The organism is Micromonospora sp. (assembly GCF_048594385.1).
GTDB classification, from domain to species: domain Bacteria; phylum Actinomycetota; class Actinomycetes; order Mycobacteriales; family Micromonosporaceae; genus Micromonospora; species Micromonospora wenchangensis.
In genome coordinates this window covers 1-22,714 of record NZ_JBMDWU010000109.1, presented here as the reverse complement: position 1 = coordinate 22,714, position 22,714 = coordinate 1, and the positions used below count along the sequence as shown (strand labels likewise).

The window sequence follows — 22,714 nt, the reverse complement described above, 5'->3', positions numbered from 1 at the left end:
ACCGGGGTCGGTCGCCCGACCTGACCTGTCGCAGCGGAGGCGGGGCTGACCGGCATCCGCGGAGCGCGCGGGCACAACCCGTGCCTCGGGCCGCCCATGCCGCTGACGGCCACCTGCACCCACAGGATCGACGCCGGGCCGGGTGCCCGGTGCGGGCCGGCAGGTGCTCGCGGACGTGCCGCTGCGGACGGAGTGAGTGGTGGAGGCGCCGCACACCGGTTGCCAGCGGATCTCCCCGACGCTAGGTTGACCATCTATCGACAGATGTCTACGTAGTTGTCGGGGGTCGCATGTCCGCGTCGGTCACTCGCCGCACCGTCCTGGCCGGTGGCGCCGGCGCCGCCATCGGCCTCGCGCTGCCCGGCCCCGCCGCCCACGCCGCCAAGGGCCACCACCTGACCAGTGTCAGCTTCACCCTCGACGCGACGACGCTGGACGGCGGCGAACAGGTCACCTCGGTCACTCTCGACACCCGCCGGCTCGGGCCGATCGACCCCGCCGGGCTGCACCCCGACACGTTCACCGTGCATGCCAGGGCCACCAGCCCGATCCCCATCGCTCCGGGCGACCTGATCTTCAGCGAGTACGACCTGGACCGTACGGTGACCGCAGCCCGGCTCGACCGGCACGGGAACATCGTGCTCGACCTGAGCCACGGCGAGGGTCAACTCGGCGGTGGCACCCTCGGCTACATCCTGAGCAAGGGGCGCAACGTCCGGCTGGACCTCGTCTACACCATCACCCAGAACACCCCGCTCGTGCGGCGTCACGGCCCACCCGTCACCATCACCGGCTTCGTGCAGGGGCGGCTGTCGAACCCCGAGGTGGACGCCTTCAGCCACCACGTCTCGGGGTCGGGCATGAAGTACCGGTTGTACTCCCCGGAGCGTTCACCGGGTCGGGGCCGGCGACCGCTGATCCTCTGGCTGCACGGCGCCGGCGAGGGCGCCTCCCTGCCCGACGGCTACTACGACAACGAGACCACGCTGCGCGCCAACCGGGGCGCGTTGGGCTTCGCCACCCCGCAGGCCCAACGGATCTTCGCCGGCGCGTACGTCGTGGCCCCGCAGAGCACCTCCTACTGGATGGAGGACGGTCCCCGGTTCGCCCCGCTGATCCGCGACATCGTCGACGACCTCGTCCGTCGTGAGCACGTCGACCCCGACCGGATCCACGTGGTCGGCTGCAGCAACGGCGGCTACATGTCCCTGAAGATGACAGTCGCCTACCCCGACCTGTTCGCCGCGTCGGTGCCGATCTGCGGCGTCGTCGAGCCGCTCGGTGGCGAGGGTCCGCCGCTGGTCACCGACGCGGAGCTGGCGGCGATCGACACCCCGACCTGGCTGGTCACCTCGCGTGACGACGACACCGTGCCACCGGAGACCAACACGGTCCACGCCCACGACCTCATCCCGGGCTCACTGATCACCCTGTACGACCACGTCGTCTGGAACGGCTACCGGTTCCCCGGCCACTTCTCCTGGATCTACGTGGCCCGCAACGACCCGAGCGTCGACGGCACCCACCTCTGGCAGTGGATGTCCCGCCGCCGCCGGTGATCGGCCGCATCCGCACCCGCCGACAGCGCGGGCACGTACGCGGCCTGATACCCAGGTCCTATTCCTCCCGGTCGGGACGGAACACGTGACGCACGGCGGCACGCAGCCACTGGTGGGCACCGTCGACGCTGTGCCGCGGGTGCCAGGCCATGCCGATCGTCAGCGGTGGCAGTGGCAGTGGAATGTCCAACAGGCGCAGCCCCAGCGTGTGCGCCGCGTCGCTGAGCCGTGACGAAGGTTCACCCGGCAGTGCGGTCGGCACCAGGCAGACCACGTCCTCGGCTGCGGCCAGCATCATCGCGGCCAGGTGTCCGGGCAGGACGGCGCCGACCCGCCGGCTGAGCCCCTGCGCGGCCAGGGCCGTGTCCAGCGGTCCGCTGAAGCGTCCGCGACGGCTGACCGCCACGTGCTCGGCCGCCGCGAGCCGGGCGGCCGTCAGGGTTCCCTCGGTGAGTGGGTGCCCGGCCCTGACACCGGCCGCCATCCGCAGGGTGACGAGTTCTTCGACGTGGGTCTCCGGGTCGACGTGGTCGATGGCCCCGATTTCCAGGTCGATCCGTCCGTCACGCAGCGCGGGGCCCGCCTCCCACTCCTCGGCCAGTACCCGCAGCGAGACGCCCGGCGCCCGCTGTCGGGCGAACCGGAGCAGCCCGGGCGCGACTGCGGCACCGACCAGGTCCGCGGCCTGGACGGTGAAGGTGCGCCGCAGTGCCGCGGGATCGATTCCGCCGCTCGGGGCGAGCAACGCCTCCAGCCGGCGTACCACCGCACCGGCCTCGTCCCGCAGCGCCTCGGCGCGCGGCGTGGGCACCATCCGCTGTCCGGCCCGGACCAGTAGTGGATCTCGGAGAACCCGGCGCAACCGGGCCAGGGTACGGCTCATCGCCGCGGGGGAGGTCTGCAGCCGCGCGGCGGCGCGGGTGACGCTCTGCTCGGTCAGTAGGGCGTCGAGAGCGACGGCGAGGTTGGCATCGAGGCTCGGGGGTGGGCTGCTCACCGTAGTTATTCCACTTCAGGCAATGATCGGATGCTGAAGTTCCCATTGTGGCAATGCGGTGCCCGTCCGCACGATGAGTGGGTCCTGCCGATCCGACAATCGAGGTTTCATGATCGTGATTACCGGCCCCACCGGGAACATCGGGCGGCACCTGCTGTCGCTGCTGATCGAGGCCGCTCCCACAGGCCGCGAGGAGTTGCGTGTCGTCGTCCGGGATCCGGTCCGGCTACCCGAAGACGTCCGTGAACGGGTCGAGGTGGTCGTCGGCTCGCACGGCGACGCCGCGACCGTCGAACGTGCCTTCGCCGGGGCGGACGCCGTGTTCTGGCTGGTGCCCCCGGACGCCTCCGTCACGCCCGACGAGGCCTACAGCGGCTTCACCCGCCCGGCCGCGCGTGCTTTCGCCGCCCACGGCGTCGGCCACGTTGTCGGCGTCTCGGCGCTCGGCCGTGGCACCCCGCAGGCCGCCCGGGCCGGGCTGGTCACCGCCTCCCTGGCCATGGACGACCTGATCGCCGGCTCCGGCGTCGCCTACCGTGCCCTGGCCTGCCCGTCTTTCTACGAGAACCTGCTGGAGGAGGTCGACGCGATCCGCGCCGACGGCGTCTTCACCGACACCGTCACCGCGAACCGTCCGGCCCCCATGGTCGCCGTCGCCGACATCGCCGCCGCCGCGGCCGCCCTGCTGCTGGACCGCTCCTGGACCGGCGTGGGCACCGTCCCGGTGCTCGGCCCGCACGACCTCTCGCCCGACGACCTGGCCCGCATCATGAGCGAGGAACTGGGCCGTCCGGTCCGCTACCGGCGTCAGTCGCTCGACGAACTGCGCTCCACCATGCTCGGCTACGGCCTCAACGAGGCATTCGTCGAGGCCATGGTCGACATGAAACGCGCCAAGGACGAGGGCCTGGACTCGGGCGTCGACCGCTCACCGCAGGCCGGGCCGACCACCGCGTTCGCGCAGTGGTGCGCCCGCACGCTCCGGCCCGCCGTCCTCACCACGCAGGGGGCCGTCGATGTCCGCTGACCGAACCGAGCCGCCGGTCACCGCTTTCATGCTGGTCAAAACCACCCCCGAGTGGCTGGCAATGACCGTGGACGAACGCGTCCAAGCCTTCACCACCCACGTTCTCCCCGTCATCGAGGCCCGCACCCGCGGTGTCCGCTCCCGCTTCTACGACACGGAGTTCTACTCGGCGCGGGTCACCGACATCTGGGTCTGGGAGGCGGACGACCACGACGCCTACCGCCTGTTGATCGACGCCTTGCGCGAGACCCCCTTCTGGGACCGCTACTTCGAGGTCGTCGACCTGCTCGTGGGCACCGAGAACGGCTACGCCCGCACCTACGGCCTGACGCCGCTGGCCACCGTCACCACCTGAGGCGCCGCCGGAACGGCCGGTGCCGCCGTCGCCCGACGGCGGCACCGGCTCGGCGGACGACGATCCACCCGATACCCCCCGTTGCTGTTCAGCGGGCGGCCGCCAGCCGGGCCAGCTGGCCGTCGCCCAGCGGCACGTCCACCGCGTCGACGGCCTCGTCGAGCTGCGCGAGGCTGCTCACGCCGACGATGGGCCGGATGCCCTGCCGCAGCAGCCAGGCGAGCACCACCTGGTTGCGCGTCGCTCCCGTCTCGACGGTGATCTCGTCGAGCACACCGAGGACCCGGCTCGTCCCCCGGGTGGTCGTACGCCTCGGGGAGGGGCTTGTCGGGGCGCACGTAACCACCGTTGATCAACGGGGTGTAGGCCCACACGTCCAGGCCCTCGGTGTGCGCGTAGTCGAGGTCGTCGGCGGCGAGAAGTTTGTGACCCTGGTCGGCAACGCGGCACCGGGTCGGGGTTGCGCCAGCGAGTGCCGCAGTTGCAGCGCCGACCACTGGGCCACCCCCTGGTTGCGGGCCAGGGCACGGGCCTGCTCGACGCGCCACGAGGCGTGGTTGGCCGCCCCCACCCGGCGCACGGTCCCCCTGCTGACGAGCGCGCCGAAGGCGGCGACGGTCTCGGCGAGCGGCACGGTGCGGTCCTCGCCGTGTGCCCACAGCAGGTCGACCGTGTCGACGCCCAGCCGGGACAGGCTGCCGGCGACGCCTGCCTCGACCGCCCCGGCCGACAGTCCCTCGGCGGACTCGGGCCAGCGGTGCGCCACCAGCGGGTCGTACCGGACCTTCGTCGCGATCCGCACCCGGGCCCGCCCGTCCGGCCGGGCCCGCAGCCACGCCCCGATCACCCGCTCGCTCGCCCCGCCGAGACCGGTCGGGTCGGACCAGAACGCGTAACAGTTGGCCGTGTCGAGCCACTCCCCGCCCAGCTCCACGAACCTGTCCAGCAGCGCGAACGCGCGGTCCCGGTCCACGGTCGTGCCGTAGTTCATCGTCCCCAGCACCAGCCGGGCCGCTCCCCTGTCCCCTGCCATGGCGTCGACCCTGCCACCTGGAGCGCGCTCCAGGTCAAGCCGTCCGCGGCGGATCCGGTACGCCCGGGTACGACGGGCGGCTACCGGTGGCGGCCGGGCAGCGGGATCTCGAAGTGGACGGTCTGGCAGGTGGCGTCGTGGCCGTCACGCGCGTCGTGGACCGGCGTCGCCAGGCTCCGCCAGAACGGTTCGGCACCGGCGACGCGGGTGTCGGTGTGTAGGTAGAGCGCACGGTAGCGGGGTTGCCGGGTGACGAAGTCGACGGCGAGGCCGACCAGTGCCCGGGCGAGACCGCACCGTCGGTGTCCGGGCCGCACGTAGACCCGGAACAGCTGCGCGGTGGTGTCGTCGGGGTAGCGCTCGGCGAGGAAACGTGGGTGGGGTGGGCTCTTGGGCGCGGCGGCGCGTACCGCGGTGGTGCCCACGACCTCGTCGCCCTTGGTCGCGACGAACAGGGCGTGCCGGTCGGGTGTGAGGTAGGTGCCGTCGAGGTCGATGACGTCGGCGTGCCATTCGGGCCGGTAGCCGAAGCCGAAGTCGCGGTAGAAGGTGTCCAGCATGACGCTGCGCGCCCCGTCGACGTGCCGGGGGCCGGCAGTCTGGACCTCGTACGGGCCGATGCGCTGTCGGTGGTGCGGCATGGTTCCTCCGGTCACGGATGGGTGGGTGCGGTGTCGTCCGCCGGGTGGGTGTGCAGCAGGGCGCGGGTCAGCGGGTGCTGCGCGTGGTGGAGCAGGTCCTCGGCAAGGCCGTGGTCGACGACGGTTCCGTTGTCGAGAACGACGATGTGATCGGCGAGGTGCGCGACCACGTCCCGGTCGTGGCTGATCACCACGACGGTCAGCCGGAGGCTGTGCCGCAGTTCGTCGAGGAGGGTGAGGATGCCGTGCTGGGTGAGCCGGTCGAGCCCGGCGGTCGTCTCGTCGCAGATGAGCACCCGGGGTCGGCTGGCCAGGGCGCGGGCGAGTGCGGCGCGGTGCAGTTCGCCGCCGGAGAGCCGGTCGGGGCGTCGGGTGACCGTGGGTTCGGTGAGGCCCACCCGGGCGAGCAGGTCCAGGGCGGTGCGGCGGGCCTGCTCCGGTGGGGCGTCGCGGAGGCGTCGCGCGGGGGCGGCCGTCTGGTCGAGGACGCTCCGGTGGGGGTCGAAGCTGGCGCGGGCGTCCTGGAACACGTACTGGATGGCGGCCAGTTCGTCGGGGCGGCGGCGGTCCAGGTGCCCGGCGAGGGGTTGCCCGTCGAGGGTCACCAGGCCGGTGCGGGTGGGGTGCAGGCCGGCGAGGCAGCGGGCGAGGGTGGTCTTGCCGCTGCCGGAGCGGCCGACCACGGCCAGGCACCGCCCGGCGGGGACGGTCAGGGTGACGTCGTGGAGCACGTCACGTCGTCGGCCGCCGTCGCGGTGGGCGGCGCTCAGACCGGCGGCGTGCAGCAGCGGCCGGTCCTGCCGGGTCGCCGTCGACGGCGGGTGCGGTGGCGCGGCGAGCAGGTCCCGGGCGTACCGGTGTCGGGGGGTGGCGAGGACGTCGGCGGCGGTGCCGTACTCGACGGCGGCTCCCCGGTGCAGCACGAGAATCTGGTCGGCGACGGCGCGCACGAGGTGCAGGTCGTGGCTGAGCAGGAGCACGGCGATGCCGTCGCGGGCGAGGGTGGTGAGTTCCCGGGCGACGTCGGTGCGGGTGAGGGCGTCCTGCCCGGTGGTGGGTTCGTCGGCGATGAGCAGGACGGCGTGGGCGAGCAGGGCGTGGGCGATGACGAGGCGTTGCTGCTGACCGCCGGAGAGCTGGTGCGGGAAACGGCGTAGGAACCGGCGGTCGGTGGGCAGGCTGACCCGGTCGAGGACGGCGGTCACGGCGCGTCGGCGGGCGCTGCGGCCGGTGCCGGGCGTGTGGTGCCGGGCGATCTCGTCGAGCACGGCACCGATGCGGCGTACCGGGTGCAGTGCGGCACCGGGTTGCTGGGGGACGTAGCCGACGCTGCCGGGCGGTGGCGGGGTGCGGGTGGTGACGGGCGCGCCGGCCAGGGTGACGGTGCCGGTGTGGGCGACGTCGCCGAGCAGGGCCCGGCCGGTGGTGGTCTTGCCGCTGCCGGAGGCGCCGACGACGGCGAGGATCTTCCCGGCGGGCAGGGCGACGGAGACGCCGTCGACCAGGCGGGTGTCGCCGCTGGTGACGGTCAGGTCCCGTACCTCAAGGAGGGTGCCGGGTGTCGGCGGGCGGGGGGCGGTCGTGGAGGGCGCGGGCCGGGGCGGGGGGTCGGTGCGGCGGCTGACCAGCATCTGGTCAGTGGCCAGGTTGAGGCCGACGGCCAGGCAGATGAGCAGGGCGGCGGGGACGGCGACGGCCCAGGGTTGCAGGAACAGTCCGGCGCGGTTGCGGTCCACCATGACCGCCCAGTCGGCGGCGTCGGGTGCCACGCCGATGCCCAGGAAGCTGGCGGTGGCCACCAGGTACGTCGCGCCGACGAACCGGACGCCGGCATCGGCGAGCAGGACCCGGCGGATGCCGGTGGCGACGTAGCCGGGGCCACGTCGCCACCAGGTCTCGCGGTACAGGCGCATAGCCTCCAAGGCCGGCCCGTGGGCCAGCGGCAGCGCGGTTGCCCGGGTGATCCGGGTGATCTCCGGCAGCCCGATCAGCGCGACGATCCCGACCAGGGTGAGCGGTCCGGGCGGTGCGGTGGCGGCCAGCAGGATCAGCAGCAGCAGTGACGGCACGGCCAGCGCCAGGTCCAGTGGGCGCATGAGCAGTTCGTCGACCCACCGGCGGCGGGTCGACGCGGCCAGCAACCCGAGGGGCACCCCGACGAGGTACGCCAGCAGCGTCGCGGCGACGGCGACGGCGACCACGGACCGGCCGCCGAGCAGGATCTGCTGGCCGACGTCGCGGCCGACGAAGTCGGTGCCCAGCGGCCCGTCGTCGGTGAACGGGAACGTGCGGCCGGCCGGCTCACCGGAAAGGAGCGGCCCGCCCACGGCCAGGCCGAGCGGCACGCTGAGCAGCGCCGCCACGGTCAGGGTGCGCAGCCGCCTCATCGGCCCACCGGGGTACGCGGGGCGAGGCGGAACGCCACCAGGTCGGCGGCCAGGTTCACCAGCACCGTGGTGACGGCGACGAGGACGCACAGTGCCTGCACGGTGGGCACGTCGCGGCTGGACACGGCGTCGACCAGGGCGGTGCCGAGTCCGGGGATGACGAACACCGCCTCGACGACGATGACCCCGCCGAGTAGCCAGTCGGTGGTGCGGGCGAGTTGCTGCACGACCGGTGCCAGGGCGTCGGGCAGGGCGTGGCGCAGCCAGAGCCGGCCGCCGGTGATGCCGAGGCGGCGGGCGTGGCGGAGGTGCTCGGCGCGTAGCGCGTCGAGCAGGCCGGCGCGGGTGAGTCGGCTGATGGTGCAGACCGGTCGGGCGAGCAGCACGAGCAGGGGCAGTACGAGCACCGACGGTTGGGCGAGCAGGTCGGCGCCGAACGCGGTGGGTGGCAGCCAGCCGAGGCGGACGCCGAACACGGCGACGAGCAGGATCGCCAGGGCGAACTCCGGCACCGCGTACAGGGCGACCGACACCGCGGACACCGTCCGGTCCAGTGGTCCCCCCTCCCGGCGGGCCGCCAGCATGCCCAGGGCGACGGCGAGCGGTACGAGCACGAGCAGGGTCACCGCCGCCAGCAGCAGGGTGACGCCTGCGCTGTCGGCGAGCCGGTCGACGATCGGCCGTCCCGAGATCAGTGACACGCCGAGGTCGCCGTGGAGCAGGTCGGTCAGCCAGTCGAGGTAGCGCTGCCAGGCCGGCCGGTCGAGGTCCAGCTGTTGCCGGACGGCCGCGATCCGGGCCGGGTCGGGCTGGTCGCCGGCGATCACCACGGCGGCGTCACCGGGCCGCGCCTCGGTGAGCACGAACACGATGGTGGTGATCCCGGCGACCTGCCCGAGTCCGAGCAGCAGCCGCCCTGCGGCGTAGCGGGGCAGGCTCACCCCAGCCAGACCTTGTCGAAGCGGGCCCAGTCGAGGGTGTTGGCCGGTGCCTGGGCGGACACGCCACCGACGCGGGGTGCGGTGGCGACGAGGAAGTCGGCGAAACCCCAGATCAGGAAGCCGCCCTCGGCGTGCAGGACGCGTTGCATGTCGCCGTACGCCTGCCGGCGGGTGGCCTCGTCTGTGCTGGAGACGGCCCGGGTGTAGAGGGCGTCGAAGTCGGGGCGGGTCCACCGGGTCGCGTTGGTGGTGGAGCTGGTCAGCAGCCGCTGGGAGATGTGCGTCTCGATGGGCATGGCGCCGGAGCGGTACGAGGCCAGCACACCGGTGTCGAGGATGTCCTTCCAGTAGGTGTCCTTGTTGCCCAGCGCGGTGTCGATGACCAGGCCGGCCTGTCTGGCCTGGTCGGTGAGGATGCTGGCGGCCTCGACGAAGCCGCTGGCCACCGAGGCGGTGTCGAGGCGTATCCGCAGGCCCCGGGCGTCGGCCTTGTCGATCAGGAAGCGGGCCCGGTCGGGGTCGTGGGTGCGTTGGGGGATGTCGTCGGCGTAGTGCTGGTAGCCCTTGCCGAACAGGTCGTTGCCGATCTGCCCGGATCCGGCGAGGACGGTGTCGACGAGCTGTCGGCGGTCGGTGAGCAGGAACATGGCCTCGCGGAGGTCCCGGTTGTCGAACGGCGGCCGGTCGACCTTCATGGCGAAGGACTGCATGGTGCTGTTCGGCATCCGGGTGACGGTCAGCCGGGTGCTGCCGGCGTGGGTGCGGGCGGTGGTGGGGGTGATGTCGTGGGCGTACTCCACCTGCCCGGCGAGCAGGGCGTTGACCCGGGCCGACTCCTCGTTGCTGATCAGGTATTCCAGCTCGTCGAGGTGGGCTGCGCCCTCCCAGTAGCCGTCGTAGCGTTTGAGCAGCAGTGACCGGCCGGGCTGCCAGGAGTCGAAGGTGAACGGCCCGGATCCGACGGGCCGGGTGAAGCTGTCGGCGCCCTCGGGGACGATGTACGCGCCGAACGCGGCCAGGGCGTTGGGGAACTCGGCGAAGGGGCGGGTGAGGGCCAGTTCCACGGTCCGGTCGTCGATGGCGCGGCTGCGGCGCAGGTCGAGCAGGCCGAGGCTGGCCCTGGCCCGGTAGGCCTTCTTCGGGTCGGTGATCCTGGCGTAGCTGTACAGCACGTCGGCGGCGCGGACCGGCCGCCCGTCGTGGAACGTCGCCTCCCGCAGGCTGATCCGCCAGCGGGTGAGGTCGCTGTCGGGTTCCCAGCGTTCGGCGAGGCGCGGCCGGATGGAGACGTCGGGGCCGTAGTCGGCGAGCTTGTCGAACATCGCCTTGGCCCGGGACGCCTCGTTGAACAGGTTGGCCAGGTGCGGGTCCAGTGTCTCGTTGATGCCACCGCCGGCGAACGCCGCCCGCAGCCGGCCGCCGCGCCGGGGTCGCCCGGCGGCGGGGGTGCTCGGGTCGTCGCCCCCACCGCAGCCGGCCAGCAGGGCGGCGGAGACGGCGGCGGCACCGCCGAGCAGGCCGCGACGGGTCACCCTCGACGCGTCCGCAGACGAACTATCCATCATGAATGTCCTTTCCGATAAGGCGGTGGGTCTCGCCGCGGTGCTGCCGCGGCCACAGTCAGGCCGGGCCGAAGCGTCGACGCGCGACCAGGTGCAGGCGGTCACCGGACAGCGCGGGCGACAACGCGGCGCTCGGATGCCAGGGCGGGTCGGTGCGGGGACCGGGGGCGTCGAACAGGGCCACCACGTCGAACCCGGTGGTGTCGAGCAGGTAGCGCAGCTCGGCGGGGAACAGCAGCCGCCAGGCCGAGGTCTGCACCAGCGGTTGCGGGCAGGCCGGCCAGGTCCAGACCCGTTCGCGGCGCAGCAGCTGCCCACCGTGGTCGATCCACAGCCGCGTGCCGGACGTGTACGGGACGCCGCGCCAGGTCACCGTGCGGGTACGGGTGCCGTCGAGGAGTTCGGTGTTGCCGAGGAAGAACGCGCCGTTGCGCATCTCGGCCAGCAGCAGCCCACCGGGGCGCAGGTGCCGGTGGCAGCAGCGCAGGAACGCCGTCAGGTCGGCGTTGGTGTGGCAGTACAGCAGCGCGCTGTCCAGGCAGGTGACCACGTCGACGGGGCCGGCCAGGTCGAAGTCCCGCAGGTCGGCGTGGACGAACCGGACGCCGGGGTGGCGACGCCGCGCGTACGTCAGCATCGGCACCGACGTGTCCAACCCGACGGCGGCGTAGCCGAGGGTGGCGAGGTGCCCGACGTCGCGGCCGGTGCCGCATCCGACGTCGAGCAGCCGGGGCGCGACGTCGGTGCGGTCGGCGAACCGGCGTACGACGTCGTCGACGAACCGGGCGGCACGGTGACCCGGGTCGGGGAACTGCTGTTCGTACAGTTCCGGGTTGTCGGTGAGGAGGTTCCCGTCGCTCATGACACCCCCACCGGGGCCGGCGGGGGCACGGGCGTGCGGGAGCCGTCGAGGCGCAGCAGGCACACCGCGCCCGCCGAGGCCACCCCGACGGTGGCGGTGAGCAGCCACGCCGCCGGCGGCACCCCGGTTGCCGTGGCGGTGCCCACCGCCGCGCCGACGGCGGCGGTGCAGCCGGCGGCGAGGACCCCGGACACCAGGTAGAACAGGCCGAAGTAGGTACCGGTCAGCCGGGGGCCGGCGAAGGCGGGGATCAACTCCAGCACGAACGGCTGGGCGATCATCACCCCCAGGGTGAGCAGCACCGCCGCGGCCAGCACCGGCACCAGCCGCAGCGCCGGCGACGACGACTCCACACGCAGCAGCGGCAGCAGGAACCCGGCCCCCATGACCGCCATCCCGACGGTGATGCTCGCCCCACGGCGCCAGTGGCCCCGCAGCCAGCCGGTCAGCGGCAGTTGCAGGGTGAGCGTCACGACGGTGGAGACGACGAACAGCACGGCGACCGCCACCGGCTGCCCGGTGACGTGCGCCGCCTGCACCGGCAGGATCAGGTACAGCTGGGTCTGCAGCGCGAACATGCCGGCCAGCGCGACGCTGAAGGCCAGGAACCGGCGGTCGGCGAGGCCGGTACGCCAGTCCTGCCAGAGCGTCGCCTCGGCGGAGGTGGCCGGGGTGGCGGGCAGCCAGACCGCCTGCGCCACGGTGAGTGCGGCGAACAGCCCGGCGGCGGTCAGCGCGGCGGCCCGGAAGTCGACCAGCAGCAGCGCCGAGCCGAGTAGCGGCCCGAACAGCGCGCCGGCACTGGCGAAGACGGTGAACAGGGCGAACGCCTCGGCCCGCCGGTCGGCGGCGGCCTGCGCCACGTAGCTGCGTACGGCCGGGTTGAACAGCGCCCCGGCCAGTCCGGACAGGATCGACGCGGCCAGCAGCACCGGCAGTGCCGTGCCGAGGGCGAACAACCCGAAGCCGACGGCGCGCAGGGCACAACCGGCGATGATGACACCTCGGGCGCCCAGCCGGTCGGCGGCGGAGCCACCCAGCAGGAACAGGCCCTGCTGGCTGAGGTTGCGCACGCCGAGCACGATGCCGATCACGGCGGTGGAGAGGCCGACGTCGTCGGCCAGGTAGCCGGCGAGGTAGGGCAGCAGCAGGTAGAAACCGACGTTGACCCCGAACTGGTTGACCACCAGCAGCCGGATCGGCAGCGGGAAGCTGCGCAGGGTGGACCACGTGTTCATCGGGCCGCCCGCACGCCGAGACCGGGTGCCCCGCTCACCCGCAGGACGCCGTCGTGACCGCCGATGCCGGTCCATGGATCGTCGGCGAGCAGCAGGTGCCCGTCCAGGTCGACCCAGCGGGCGTCGCCGGTGAGGTGCACCGCCGGTGCGATGCCCAGCGAGCTGGCGACAAGGCAGCCCAGCATGAGGTCCATGCCGTGGGCCCGGGCCGTGGCGGCGATCTGCCGGGCGGCGTGGATGCCGCCGCACCTGGCCAGCTTGACGTTGATGCCGGCCACCGTGCCGACGAGGGCGTCGACGTGCGCCGCCGTGGCCGCGTCCTCGTCGGCGATGACCGGCACGTCGGTGCGCGCGCTGATCCAGCCGAGCAGCTGCGGGGTGCCGGGCGCGATGGGCTGCTCGACGGCGTCGATGTCGTACGGGCGTAGCGTGTCGAGCAACCGCACGGTCTGCTCGGGGGTCCACGCGCCGTTGGGGTCGAGCAGGAGCCGTGCCTGCGGCAGTGCGGCGCGGACGGCGGCGACCCGGGCCACGTCGGCGGGGTCTCCACACTTGACCTTGACCAGTCGGAAGCCGCGTCGGGCCAGGTCCCGCGCGGTGGCCCCGGCGTGGCCGGGCGCGACGAGACCGATGGTGTGGGCCGTGGCCGCCGGGGTCGGGGCGGGACGGCCGAGCCACCGGTACACCGGCTGTGCGGCCCTGCGGCCCAGCAGGTCGTGGACGGCGGCGTCCAGGGCCGCCAGCACACCGGTGGGTAGCTGCGTGGCGAGTGCCGGTAACTCCGCGAGCAGCACCTCGGGTTCGCCGCAGTCGCGCACCCGGTGCCGCAGCCCGGGCAGCAGTGCGAGGATGGCGGCCAGGTCCAGTCCGTAGTAGACGCTGGTCACCACCTCGCCGTGGCCGGTGACGCCGTCGTGGGACAGGTCGAGTTGGACGGCGTCACGGCCCGGCATCGTCGCCCGGGAGATCCGCAGCGGTTCCCGCAGCCGCAGCGGGTAGCTGCGCCAGTCGAGCCTCATGCCGGCACCGCCAGGCGGCGCAGCGGGTCGAGGACGGTCCGGCAGCGACTCCACCGGGTCACCTCGACGACATCCGGGTACGGGATCTCGATCGGATGGTCCGGAGCCGGGGCGAACAGCCCGTGGCGGGCGCAGTAGGCGTCGTCGAAGATCGAGTCGAGGTAGCGGTGCGGGCCGTCCGGGAAGATCGTCACCACCCGGGCACCGGGCTGCATCCGGCAGATCCACGCGGCGACCCGGGCGACGGCCCCGGTGCTCCAGCCGCCGGTGACGAACGCCGCCCGGGCCAACCGGCGGCAGGTGTCCACCGCCTCCACCGGGCCGACCCAGTGCACCTCGTCGAAGGCCGCGTAGTCGACGTTGCGGGGGAAGATGCTGCTGCCCAACCCGCGCATCAGCCGGGGCCGCGCGGGCTGTCCGAAGATCGTCGAGCCGACGGTGTCGACCCCGACCAGCCGCATCCCCGGCCAGTACCGGCGCAACGCCCGGCCCAGACCGGCACTGTGCCCACCGGTGCCGACGCTGCACACCAGCACGTCCACGGCCTCGACCTGGCCTGTCAACTCCTCGGCGAGGCTGCGGTAACCGGCGGCGTTGTCCGGGTTGTGGTACTGGTCGGGCCAGTAGGCGCCGGGGATACGGGCCAGCACCTCACGCAACCGGTCCAGGCGGGCCTGCTGCCAACCACCGACCGGGTGCGGCTGCGCCACCACCTCCACCGTCGCCCCGTGGGCCGCCAGCAGCGCGCGCATCGGCCGTTCGATCTCCCGGTCCACCACGAGGACGACCGGGTGGCCCAGGGCCTGCCCGGCGAACGCGAGACCGAGCCCCAGCGTGCCGCTGGTCGACTCCACCACGGTGCCGCCCGGCCGCAGGTCACCGCGCCGCCGGGCGGCCCGCAACATCGCCACCGCGGCCCGCGCCTTCATGCCCCCCGGGCTCAGGTACTCCACCTTGGCGTGGAACCCGCCGTGCGGGTGCGGCAGCGGGGTGTCGACGAACGCCACCGGGGAGCGTCCCAGCAGGCCCAGCAGGTGCGGCGCGCGGGCGGCGGGCACGGAGGCGGTCAGCACGGCGACCCGGCCCCGGCACGGTAGCGGTAGACCGTCGTCGCTGCGCCGTCGAGCCAGAAGAACGGGTACGGCTCGGCGGACACGCCACTCAACCCCGCGCCGAGGAAACACGGCAGGACGGCGCTGCCGGTCTGGGCGAAGGCCACCATCGGCTTGCCGGTGGTACGGGCGTGCCGCAGCAGCGGCGCGAACGTGTCGTTGCCCAGGGTCATCCCGGACACCAGCAGCGCGTCGCAGCGTTCCAGCAGCACGGCGGCGTCCGGCAGGCACGTCTCCCCCCACTCCGTGCTCCCGCCGGCCCGGTCGCACGGCAGGTAGCCGACGCCCCGCTCCCGCAACTGCGCCAGCAGGGAGTTCACCACCCCGACGACCAGGACCTGCTGCCCCGGCACCACCGGCAGCAGGTCCACCACGGCGGCGGCCCGGGCGGTCGACTTGGCAAGCGACGTCCCGGCCGGGATGGTTACCCTGTCGCAGGCGGCCTGCGGGTGCGGTCGGACCGTGGCGAGGTAGGCGTCCAGGGCCGCGACGCGCACCGCCGACGCCGGGTGGGTGAGCAGTTCCGCGACGCTGCGACCGACGCAGTCGTGGGCGACCTCGTCGGTCAGCTCGTCGGGTTCCGTCGCGCACGAACCGACGGCGGCGTCCACCCGCAGGCTCAGCACCTGGTTGCGGTAGCCACGGGCCCGCCCGGCATGCCGGGCACCCTGTCGGGTGGTGAACGCGACGGTGACCTGCGCGGTGGCCGGGTCGGGGCCGAAGCGGCCCGCTCGGACCGCGTCGATCAGGTCCGGCACCGACGTGACCGGCCCACCGGTGTCCACCGGGGTCACGCGTGGGCTCCGGCCAGCTCGTCGACGTACCGGACGCCGAGCCCGGCGACCAGTGCGTCGGCCCGGGCCCGGGCGCCGGGGCCCGTGGTGTCCACCGTCATGACGTGACCGAGGTAGTCGTTGTTGCTCACCGCGTCGCCGGTGCGGTGTCCGGCGGGCTTCACCGCCCAGTCGACCACGTCGGGAGCGGCAGCCAGCGCGGTCACCCCGTCGATCCCGGCGACGGTGCCGGCGCGGGGCGGGAGCAGGAACGCGATGGCGGCGCTACGGACACCGGTGTCGGCCACCGCGACCCCCGGCTGCTCACCCACGGCCAGCCGGGCGTACACCATGGGCAGGTCCACCCCGGTCGCACGTCGCACCAGTTCGGTGATCTGGTTGCCCGCCGGGCGGGGGTTGATCTCCACCACCCGTGGCCCGGCGGCCGTCAGTCGCAGCTCGGTGTGCGCCACCCCCCGGTCGAACCCGACCGCGGCGAGGGCGGCGACGGCCATGTCGCCCACCGCACCGGCCGTCGCGGCGTCGAGCGCGGCGGGGAACATGTGCCCCGTCTCCACGAACCACGGCGCACCGGCGAGGCTCTTGTCCGTCACACCGAGCACCGTCGTCTCCCCGTCGACGGTGACGGTCTCGACGCTGACCTCCGGCCCGACCAACACCTCCTCCAGCAGCACCAGCGGTGAACGCTGCTGCCCCCGGGCGTTGACCGGGAACTCGCCGAGGGCGTCGAACGCCTCGCGTAGCTGGTCCCGGTCGGCCACCAGCCGGACGAACATCCCGGCGCACAGGTCGACCGGTTTGACGACCAGCGGGAAACCCAGGGCGCGGGCGGCGGCCTCGGTGCCCGCCCAGTCCCCGGTGACGGCGAACGCCGGGCCGGGCAGGCCGGCAGCCTGCATCCGCTGCCGCGCCAGGTCCTTGCGGTAGGCGCACTCGACGGCTTCCGGCCGGGCGCCCGGCAGGCCCAGGTCCGCGGCGAGCCGGGCCACGGTGGCGAGGTAGTAGTCGCAGGACGTGACGACGCCGTCGAACCGCAGCACCTCGTGCAGCTTCCGTACGTGCGGCAGCAGCCGTTCCGGATCGTTGGTCTCGGCGGTGATCACGTGGTCGGCGTCGAGCAGCGGATGCGTCCCGGTGCCGCCGCCCTGGCGCAGGTAGTGGTGCAGGTTCCTGGTCAGGAACGTGAACCGATGTCCTGCCTCCCGGATCGCCCGGGGCAGCAGGCTGCTCATCGCACCGACCCAACTCTCGACCAGCAACACATGACCCACCGCGTACTCCCGACGCTCGACGACTCCGGACCAGCAGACGATAATGGTTTCCATTAGCAATAGCCAGCGACACGCCCGGGGACGTTCACCTGTGGAGTCGATCAACCCTGGAGCGCCGGGAACAGCGGGCGGACGCCATCGCGCGGACGCCGGCCGCCACCCACAGCCATCCAAGGTCCGAAATGCGTAACTTGACCTATTTTTTCTCGTTCACTCGTTGACGGCTGCCGCCACATCACGCAGGCCCGTCATCCATCTGAACGGGGGAAATTGGTGAGGACCGTCCTGCGAAGAACCACGAGCGCCGCCACGGCGCTACTGGTCACCAGCCTGGCAACCCTGACCCTGGGTACGCCGGCACTGGCGGCACCGGGCGACGCGAGCGCCCGCGGCGTCGTCGTCGACCTCTCGGCCGAGGTGGCCGGGATAGCCGTGATCAGCGCCGACGCGACCGTCGGCACCGCCACCGCGCCCGCCGGCGGGGGCACCGACACCGAGACGCTGCTGGCGATCTCGGTACCGGGGGCGGTCGGTGTGACCGCCAGCGGCACCGTCGAGGAGGTCACCGCCACCCGGGCGGCCGACGGATCGTCGGCGTCCTCCAGCGTCAACGGCCTCAACCTGACCGTGCTCGGCATCGACGTGCTGGACGCCGCCGAGGTCACCGCCACCGCGGTCTGTCCGCAGGTCGGCGCGACCAGCGCGGACACCACGCTCGTCGGGCTGGAGTTGTTCGGCTCGGCGGTGACGCTGACGGCGAACACCCCCGCCGTCGTGGGCAGCGCGGCGGTGGTGGTGCCGGGGCTGCTGGACGCGAGCCTGAACGCCTCGTTGACCCGGGTCGAGACGACCACCGCCACCGACGCCACCGCGATCACGGTGCGGGCCGTGCTGACCCTGTCGGGCAGCATCCTCGGCGTCCCGACCACCATTCCCGTCGGCACCGTCATCGTGGCCGAGGCGCTCTGCGAGCGTCCGCCGGCGGCACCGACCACCGCGACGATCAGCCCCGACGAGGGCCCGCAGTCAGGCGGCCAGACCGTGACGATCACCGGCACGGGCTTCATCCCGGGTGGCACCACGGTCACCTTCGACGGGGTGCCCGCGACCGACGTCACGGTCGCGCCGGGCGGCACCTCCCTGACGGCGGTCACCCCGCCCGGCGCGGTCGGACCCGCCGAGGTCGTGGTCGGCACGGTGAACGGCACCGCCGCACCGCTGGGCTACACGTACCTCGCCGACGGCAGCGCGGCCACGATCACCGGCCTCACGCCGACCTCCGGGCCGACCGTCGGCGGCACCACGGTGACGATCACCGGCACCGGCTTCACCGGGGCGGCCGGCGTGGACTTCGACGGACTGCCCGGCACCGGGTTCACCGTCAACCCCGCAGGCACCACGATCACCGTGGTGACGCCGCCGAACCCGGCGGGGCCGGCCCTGGTCGAGCTGGTCTTCCCGGCCGGTCGGGTGACCGCGCCGACGTTCACCTACCTCGGGCCGACGATCACCTCGATCGTCCCGGACACCGGGCCGACCGTCGGCGGCACCACGGTGACCATCAGCGGCACCGGCTTCACCGGAGCGACCGGAGTGACCTTCGGCGACACCCCGGGCACCAACGTCACGGTCAACCCGGGCGGCACCTCGCTGACCGTGGTCACCCCGCCCGGCCAGGTCGGACCGGTGGACGTCACCGTGCTCCTGCCGGGCGCGGACGCGACCGCACCGGACGGATTCACGTACGTGGCGGCAGCACCGCCGACCGTCGCGTCGATCACGCCGAACACCGGTCCCCAGTCGGGCGGACAGACGGTGACGATCACCGGCACCGGCTTCGTGCCCGGTGACACGACAGTCACCTTCGACGGGGTGCCGGCCACCAACGTCACGGTCGCCCCCGGCGGCACCTCCCTGACGGCGGTCACCCCGCCCGGCGCGGTCGGACCGGCCGTCGTGCTGGTCACCACCGGCGGCGGTACGGCGGCACCGCTGGGCTACACCTACCTCGCCGACGGCAGCGCCGCGACCGTGACCGGGCTGACCCCGACGAGCGGGCCGACCTCGGGTGGCACCACGGTCACCATCACCGGGACCGGGTTCACCGGAGCGACCGGGGTGACCTTCGACGGGGTGCCCGGCACCGGGTTCACCGTCAACCCGGCGGGCACCACGATCACCGTGGTGACCCCGCCGAACACGGCCGGGCCGGCGGACGTCCGACTGGTGTTCCCCGCGGGCACCGCCACCGCGCCGGTCTTCACGTACGTCGCACCGACGATCACCTCCATCGTGCCAGGCACCGGACCGACCACCGGCGGCACCACGGTGACCATCACCGGCACCGGTCTCACCGGCGCCACCGGCGTGAACTTCGGCAATACACCCGGCACCAACCTGGTCGTGAACCCGGGCGGCACCTCGCTGACCGTGGTCACCCCGCCCGGCCAGGTCGGACCGGTGGACGTCACCGTCCTGCTGCCCGGTGACGACGTCACCGCACCGGACGGGTTCACCTACGAACCCGTCCCGCCGCGCATCGACACCGTCACCCCCGGACAGGGGCCGACAGGTGGCGGCACGACCGTGACGGTCGGTGGCTCCGGGTTCGTACCGGGCGGCACCACGGTCACCATCTGCGGCACCACCATCCCGGCCGACCAGGTCACCGTGTCGCCGGACGGTCGCTCGCTGACCTTCCGCACACCGCCCTGCGCGGCAGGTGACACCACGGTCGTGGTGAGCACCGGGGGCGGCACCTCCAACGGATCCACCTTCCGCTACGTTGGTGGGATCCTGCCGGTGACCGGTGACGCCGTCGCCGCGCCGCTGACTGTCGGGGTGCTGCTCGCACTGCTCGGCGTCGCCCTGGTCGTGCTGACCCGCCGCCGGCACCGGGCCGGCCGCACCGGCTGACCGGATGCTCCCGGCCAGGGTCCGACCGGACCCTGGCCGGGAGTCGCCCTTTCCGGTACGCGCGCTTCGCGCGCCGCCGGGGCAGGGCGGTTCGTCACGCCACGGTGCACCCGCCGCACGGCATCCGCTCGGGCTGCACCGTCGAGGGGGCCGTCGGCCGGTCTTCGAGGGCGTCGAGGTAACCGGCGAAGCCGTGCGGGGCCCGACCGTGGCGGCGGGCACTGGTGCGTACCGCACAGCCGGCGTCGGTGACGACCCGCATGGCCTGCCGCCGACCGCGTTCGACGAGGTCGTGGTCCTCACCGTGGCGCAGGTCGGCGAAGCCGCCCAGCCGCTCGTACGCGGTGGCGGCGCAGCCCAGGTTCGCACCGTGGACGTGCCGGTGGCCGGTGCCGGTCAGCCCCTGCCGGTACCGGGCCTCGTACCGGTCACGGACCTGGATGGCGCGGGGTGCCCAGTCGGTGACCCGTACCGTCCCGACCAGCAGGTCGGTGCCGGCGCGGGCGTGACGCAGCTGCCAGCCGCCCCACCGCCGGGGCACCCGGCTGTCCGCGTCGGTGGTGGCGAGCCACAACCCCTGCGGGCCGTGGCGCAGCGCGTACGCCATGCCGGCGGCCCGGGCCCGGCCGACGTTGCGGGCCCGCACCGTCAGCACGACGACGCCGGGGCGTTCGGCGACGGCGGCCGTGGCGTCGCGGCAGTCGTCGGCCACCACGATCACCTCCGTGGGCACCGGCAGGTGCCGCAGCGCGTCGAGGACGGAGGTCAGACAGCCGGGCAGCAACGTTTGCTCGTCGTGGGCGGGCACCACGACCGCCATCCGGTTCACCACAGGCCGTCGGCCTGGGCGACGGACCTGGCCGGCGGCGGCACCCGCAGGAACACGTCGAGCAGGAAGTCGGCCTCCTCGTGCCGTGCCGTCCGCGTCAGGGCGTCCACGCCGGCGAGCAGCCGGTGCACGTCGTCGCCGCTGCGGGCGTGCTCGGCCACCGGCGGCCGCCAGTGCACGGCCACCAGCGTGCCGCCGGGTTCGAGCGAGTCGACCGTACGGGCCACCAGCAGATCCAACCCGGCGTCGTCGAAGTAGTAGCCCAGCTCGGAAAGCACGATCAGGTCGAACCGGTCGTCCGCCACGGCCGGCCACTCGTCGGGGACCCGCATCCGTTGCACCCGGACGTGTGGCTGCTCCGCCAGCCGCCGTCGGGCGCTCGCCACCGGCGCGGCGGCGATGTCGACCGCCAGCAGCCGGTCGCACCGCGGGGCGAGGCGGCGGGTGAGCATCCCGGTCGAACACCCCGGCTCGAATGCCGACCGGTACCGCCGGCGCGGCAGGCAGGCCACCGTCATCTCGTGCTTACGCTGGTCGTACCAGCGGGTCTCGAAACTCCACGGGTCCTCCGCGCCGGCGTACATGTCGTCGAAGTAGCCGGCCGGGGTGCCGCCTGGGGTCATGGCAGGAACACCGTTTCGTAGGGACGTGCGAAGCGGGCGAGGACGTTCGGGGGAAGGATCGCGGCGTCGGCGGGTGCCGGCCCCAGTGGCAGCACCTGGCTACGGAAGGCGTCGACCGCCGCCAGCTTGGCCGATCTGGCCGGCCCGGTCAGGTCGATCCGGCGCGCGCGGTGCCACGGCACGTCGGGATGGTCCGGTCGGGCCCAGTGCCACGTCCACACCGGGAACTCCACCAGCGTCGCGCCCGTACGACGGCAGGCGGTCGCCGCCGCCCGCCCCACCGCCTCGTGGTCCGGGTGTCCGTCGCCGCGCCACGTCGTGACGCACCACCGTCCCGGCACCAGCCGGCCGGTCAACGCCTCGGCGAGCGCCGGCTCGTCGACACCGCCGTCGGGATGCCCGAGATGGTCGATGGCGGTGGGGGCGACCCCGAGCAGTCCGCAGGCCGTGACCGTCTCGGCCCGCCGGATCGCGGCCAGCGCCGCCCGCGAGTGGACCGTGGATTCCGGATGCGAGGCTTCGCCGTCGGTGACGACCGCGATCTCGACGTCGCCGGCGAGCATCGCGACCAGGCCACCCACCCCGAGCACCTCGTCATCGGGGTGCGGGGCGAGCACCAGCGGCGGCGCCGCCCGCACCCGGTCGTCCAGCGCCAGTACGGGCCAGCCGGCCGGTGCCGGCCACGCACGCCAACTGCTCTCGTCGGTGCCCGCGTCGACGATCGGCCTCACCATCCGGGGTCCCCGACCGCCGCCACCAGCTCACCGAGGTGGGCCAGGTCCGCCTCCGCGTGGCTCTGCCGCAGGTACACCGTCAGGTCGGCGACCCGGCGGGCATGGTGGGCGTCCTGGCACAGCGGGCCCGCCCCCAGCGCCCGACCGACCCGGTCGACGACAGTGGTGGCGGCCGCCTCGACGGTGGCGCGAACCTGGTGGGCCAACCGGTCCGCGTCCCCGGTGGGGTTCACGTCGATCTCGTCGGCGGCGGCGAACAGGACACTGCGGGCGGCGGTCAGGGCCGCGTCGACCGCACCGAGGTGCGCCAGGGCGTGCGGGCCGAGACGGCGGTGCCGCGCCGCGCTGTACAGGGTGTCGGCGACCCCGACCGCCCCGCCGTACCAGCACGCCGCCACCCCCAGCCCGCCGTGCCAGAAACCCGGCCGCGCCGTGTAGCTGCCCGGCCCGCCCACCGCGACGGCGGTCACGCCGTCGAAGCTGACGGTACGGCTGTCGCTGGCGGCCATACCGACGGCCGGCCAGGTGTCGGGTAGTGCGGTGACCCCGGCGGCGTCGACCTCGACGGCGAACAGCCGGATGCCGTCGTCGGTGGTCGCGGTGACCAGGGCGCGGGCGAGCAGACCCGCCCCGGAGCACCAGGGCCGGTCACCGGTCAGCCGCCACCGGTCGCCGTCCCGGGTCGCCGTGACCGACGCCGGCACGGCCGCCCAGACACCCCACGGCTCACGACGCCGGCCGGGGTCGATCGTCATGCCGAGTTCGGCGAGGATCGCCAGGGCGTCGGCGTGCCCCTCGCCCAGCCGGGCCAGGG

General features: G+C 73.7%; 21 protein-coding genes. 4 read left to right on the top strand and 17 right to left on the bottom strand.

Going from position 1 to position 22,714, the window contains the following annotated elements; all coding sequences use genetic code 11:
* Positions 1-290: 290 nt before the first annotated feature.
* Positions 291-1,559 carry a prolyl oligopeptidase family serine peptidase gene (locus ACOJTC_RS04995; protein WP_420115936.1) on the top strand — a complete coding sequence of 423 codons (1,269 nt, stop codon included), beginning with the start codon at positions 291-293 and terminating at the stop codon, positions 1,557-1,559.
* A gap of 58 nt (positions 1,560-1,617) precedes the next feature.
* On the opposite strand, the gene ACOJTC_RS04990 is transcribed toward ACOJTC_RS04995, so the two are convergent.
* On the bottom strand, positions 1,618-2,556 hold the full coding sequence (locus tag ACOJTC_RS04990) for a LysR family transcriptional regulator (protein WP_420115935.1): 939 nt from the start codon (positions 2,554-2,556) through the stop codon (positions 1,618-1,620).
* A 109-nt stretch (positions 2,557-2,665) separates the two neighbouring features.
* Here ACOJTC_RS04990 and ACOJTC_RS04985 point away from each other — a divergent pair, with 109 nt between their 5' ends.
* Positions 2,666-3,583 carry an NAD(P)H-binding protein gene (locus tag ACOJTC_RS04985; protein ID WP_420115934.1) on the top strand — a complete coding sequence of 306 codons (918 nt, stop codon included), beginning with the start codon at positions 2,666-2,668 and terminating at the stop codon, positions 3,581-3,583.
* Positions 3,573-3,938 (top strand): darcynin family protein, encoded by a 366-nt coding sequence (locus tag ACOJTC_RS04980; RefSeq protein WP_420115933.1) that lies wholly within the window; start codon positions 3,573-3,575, stop codon positions 3,936-3,938. Before ACOJTC_RS04985 ends, ACOJTC_RS04980 begins: the two co-directional genes overlap by 11 nt.
* 88 nt (positions 3,939-4,026) lie before the next feature.
* On the opposite strand, the gene ACOJTC_RS04975 is transcribed toward ACOJTC_RS04980, so the two are convergent.
* The 12 genes from ACOJTC_RS04975 to ACOJTC_RS04920 form a co-directional block, all read right to left on the bottom strand.
* A complete protein-coding gene (locus ACOJTC_RS04975) occupies positions 4,027-4,284 on the bottom strand; it encodes an aldo/keto reductase (protein WP_420115932.1) in 258 nt (85 codons plus the stop codon).
* Positions 4,285-4,290: 6 nt separating this feature from the next.
* Positions 4,291-4,971, bottom strand: coding sequence for an aldo/keto reductase (locus tag ACOJTC_RS04970; protein WP_420115931.1), 681 nt, complete (start codon positions 4,969-4,971; stop codon positions 4,291-4,293).
* Positions 4,972-5,051: 80 nt separating this feature from the next.
* A complete protein-coding gene (locus ACOJTC_RS04965; protein WP_420115930.1) occupies positions 5,052-5,612 on the bottom strand; it encodes a GNAT family N-acetyltransferase in 561 nt (186 codons plus the stop codon).
* 11 nt (positions 5,613-5,623) lie between these two features.
* On the bottom strand, positions 5,624-7,999 hold the full coding sequence (locus ACOJTC_RS04960; protein WP_420115929.1) for an ATP-binding cassette domain-containing protein: 2,376 nt from the start codon (positions 7,997-7,999) through the stop codon (positions 5,624-5,626).
* Complete coding sequence (locus ACOJTC_RS04955) at positions 7,996-8,940, bottom strand: ABC transporter permease (protein ID WP_420115928.1); 945 nt, start codon at positions 8,938-8,940, stop codon at positions 7,996-7,998. Before ACOJTC_RS04955 ends, ACOJTC_RS04960 begins: the two co-directional genes overlap by 4 nt.
* Positions 8,937-10,502, bottom strand: a complete 1,566-nt coding sequence (locus ACOJTC_RS04950) for an ABC transporter substrate-binding protein (RefSeq protein ID WP_420115927.1) — start codon at positions 10,500-10,502, stop codon at positions 8,937-8,939. Before ACOJTC_RS04950 ends, ACOJTC_RS04955 begins: the two co-directional genes overlap by 4 nt.
* Before the next feature lie 58 nt (positions 10,503-10,560).
* Positions 10,561-11,364, bottom strand: a complete 804-nt coding sequence (locus tag ACOJTC_RS04945; protein WP_420115926.1) for a class I SAM-dependent methyltransferase — start codon at positions 11,362-11,364, stop codon at positions 10,561-10,563.
* Positions 11,361-12,602: an MFS transporter gene (locus ACOJTC_RS04940; RefSeq protein ID WP_420115925.1), complete on the bottom strand. Its 1,242-nt coding sequence runs from the start codon at positions 12,600-12,602 to the stop codon at positions 11,361-11,363. The genes ACOJTC_RS04945 and ACOJTC_RS04940 overlap by 4 nt, the downstream gene beginning before the upstream one ends.
* Positions 12,599-13,621 carry an enolase C-terminal domain-like protein gene (locus ACOJTC_RS04935; RefSeq protein WP_420115924.1) on the bottom strand — a complete coding sequence of 341 codons (1,023 nt, stop codon included), beginning with the start codon at positions 13,619-13,621 and terminating at the stop codon, positions 12,599-12,601. Before ACOJTC_RS04935 ends, ACOJTC_RS04940 begins: the two co-directional genes overlap by 4 nt.
* Positions 13,618-14,694 carry a PLP-dependent cysteine synthase family protein gene (locus tag ACOJTC_RS04930; protein ID WP_204925144.1) on the bottom strand — a complete coding sequence of 359 codons (1,077 nt, stop codon included), beginning with the start codon at positions 14,692-14,694 and terminating at the stop codon, positions 13,618-13,620. The genes ACOJTC_RS04935 and ACOJTC_RS04930 overlap by 4 nt, the downstream gene beginning before the upstream one ends.
* On the bottom strand, positions 14,688-15,527 hold the full coding sequence (locus tag ACOJTC_RS04925) for a Rossmann-like domain-containing protein (RefSeq protein WP_420115923.1): 840 nt from the start codon (positions 15,525-15,527) through the stop codon (positions 14,688-14,690). The genes ACOJTC_RS04930 and ACOJTC_RS04925 overlap by 7 nt, the downstream gene beginning before the upstream one ends.
* Entirely contained in the window at positions 15,524-16,852 is a 1,329-nt protein-coding gene (locus ACOJTC_RS04920; protein WP_420115922.1) for an ATP-grasp domain-containing protein, read from the bottom strand. Before ACOJTC_RS04920 ends, ACOJTC_RS04925 begins: the two co-directional genes overlap by 4 nt.
* A gap of 219 nt (positions 16,853-17,071) precedes the next feature.
* On the opposite strand from ACOJTC_RS04920, the gene ACOJTC_RS04915 reads away from it, so the two are divergent.
* Complete coding sequence (locus ACOJTC_RS04915) at positions 17,072-19,714, top strand: IPT/TIG domain-containing protein (RefSeq protein WP_420115921.1); 2,643 nt, start codon at positions 17,072-17,074, stop codon at positions 19,712-19,714.
* Between the two features lie 94 nt (positions 19,715-19,808).
* Here ACOJTC_RS04915 and ACOJTC_RS04910 read toward each other — a convergent pair whose 3' ends face one another.
* The 4 genes from ACOJTC_RS04910 to ACOJTC_RS04895 form a co-directional block, all read right to left on the bottom strand.
* Positions 19,809-20,534: a glycosyltransferase gene (locus ACOJTC_RS04910; protein ID WP_420115920.1), complete on the bottom strand. Its 726-nt coding sequence runs from the start codon at positions 20,532-20,534 to the stop codon at positions 19,809-19,811.
* 5 nt (positions 20,535-20,539) lie between these two features.
* Complete coding sequence (locus ACOJTC_RS04905; protein ID WP_420115919.1) at positions 20,540-21,166, bottom strand: class I SAM-dependent DNA methyltransferase; 627 nt, start codon at positions 21,164-21,166, stop codon at positions 20,540-20,542.
* A complete protein-coding gene (locus ACOJTC_RS04900; RefSeq protein ID WP_420115918.1) occupies positions 21,163-21,900 on the bottom strand; it encodes a PIG-L deacetylase family protein in 738 nt (245 codons plus the stop codon). The genes ACOJTC_RS04905 and ACOJTC_RS04900 overlap by 4 nt, the downstream gene beginning before the upstream one ends.
* Positions 21,894-22,714: acyl-CoA dehydrogenase family protein (locus tag ACOJTC_RS04895; protein ID WP_420115917.1), on the bottom strand; the 821-nt coding region annotated here is incomplete at its 5' end. The genes ACOJTC_RS04900 and ACOJTC_RS04895, both read right to left, overlap by 7 nt.

Coding starts and splice junctions, on each gene's coding strand:
- ACOJTC_RS04995 (WP_420115936.1), top strand. CDS start 291: ATGTCCGCGTCGGTCACTCGCCGCACCGTCCTGGCCGGTGGCGCCGGC.
- ACOJTC_RS04985 (WP_420115934.1), top strand. CDS start 2,666: ATGATCGTGATTACCGGCCCCACCGGGAACATCGGGCGGCACCTGCTG.
- ACOJTC_RS04980 (WP_420115933.1), top strand. CDS start 3,573: ATGTCCGCTGACCGAACCGAGCCGCCGGTCACCGCTTTCATGCTGGTC.
- ACOJTC_RS04970 (WP_420115931.1), bottom strand. CDS start 4,971: ATGGCAGGGGACAGGGGAGCGGCCCGGCTGGTGCTGGGGACGATGAAC.
- ACOJTC_RS04965 (WP_420115930.1), bottom strand. CDS start 5,612: ATGCCGCACCACCGACAGCGCATCGGCCCGTACGAGGTCCAGACTGCC.
- ACOJTC_RS04960 (WP_420115929.1), bottom strand. CDS start 7,999: ATGAGGCGGCTGCGCACCCTGACCGTGGCGGCGCTGCTCAGCGTGCCG.
- ACOJTC_RS04950 (WP_420115927.1), bottom strand. CDS start 10,502: ATGGATAGTTCGTCTGCGGACGCGTCGAGGGTGACCCGTCGCGGCCTG.
- ACOJTC_RS04945 (WP_420115926.1), bottom strand. CDS start 11,364: ATGAGCGACGGGAACCTCCTCACCGACAACCCGGAACTGTACGAACAG.
- ACOJTC_RS04940 (WP_420115925.1), bottom strand. CDS start 12,602: ATGAACACGTGGTCCACCCTGCGCAGCTTCCCGCTGCCGATCCGGCTG.
- ACOJTC_RS04935 (WP_420115924.1), bottom strand. CDS start 13,621: ATGAGGCTCGACTGGCGCAGCTACCCGCTGCGGCTGCGGGAACCGCTG.
- ACOJTC_RS04920 (WP_420115922.1), bottom strand. CDS start 16,852: ATGGAAACCATTATCGTCTGCTGGTCCGGAGTCGTCGAGCGTCGGGAG.
- ACOJTC_RS04910 (WP_420115920.1), bottom strand. CDS start 20,534: ATGGCGGTCGTGGTGCCCGCCCACGACGAGCAAACGTTGCTGCCCGGC.
- ACOJTC_RS04905 (WP_420115919.1), bottom strand. CDS start 21,166: ATGACCCCAGGCGGCACCCCGGCCGGCTACTTCGACGACATGTACGCC.
- ACOJTC_RS04900 (WP_420115918.1), bottom strand. CDS start 21,900: ATGGTGAGGCCGATCGTCGACGCGGGCACCGACGAGAGCAGTTGGCGT.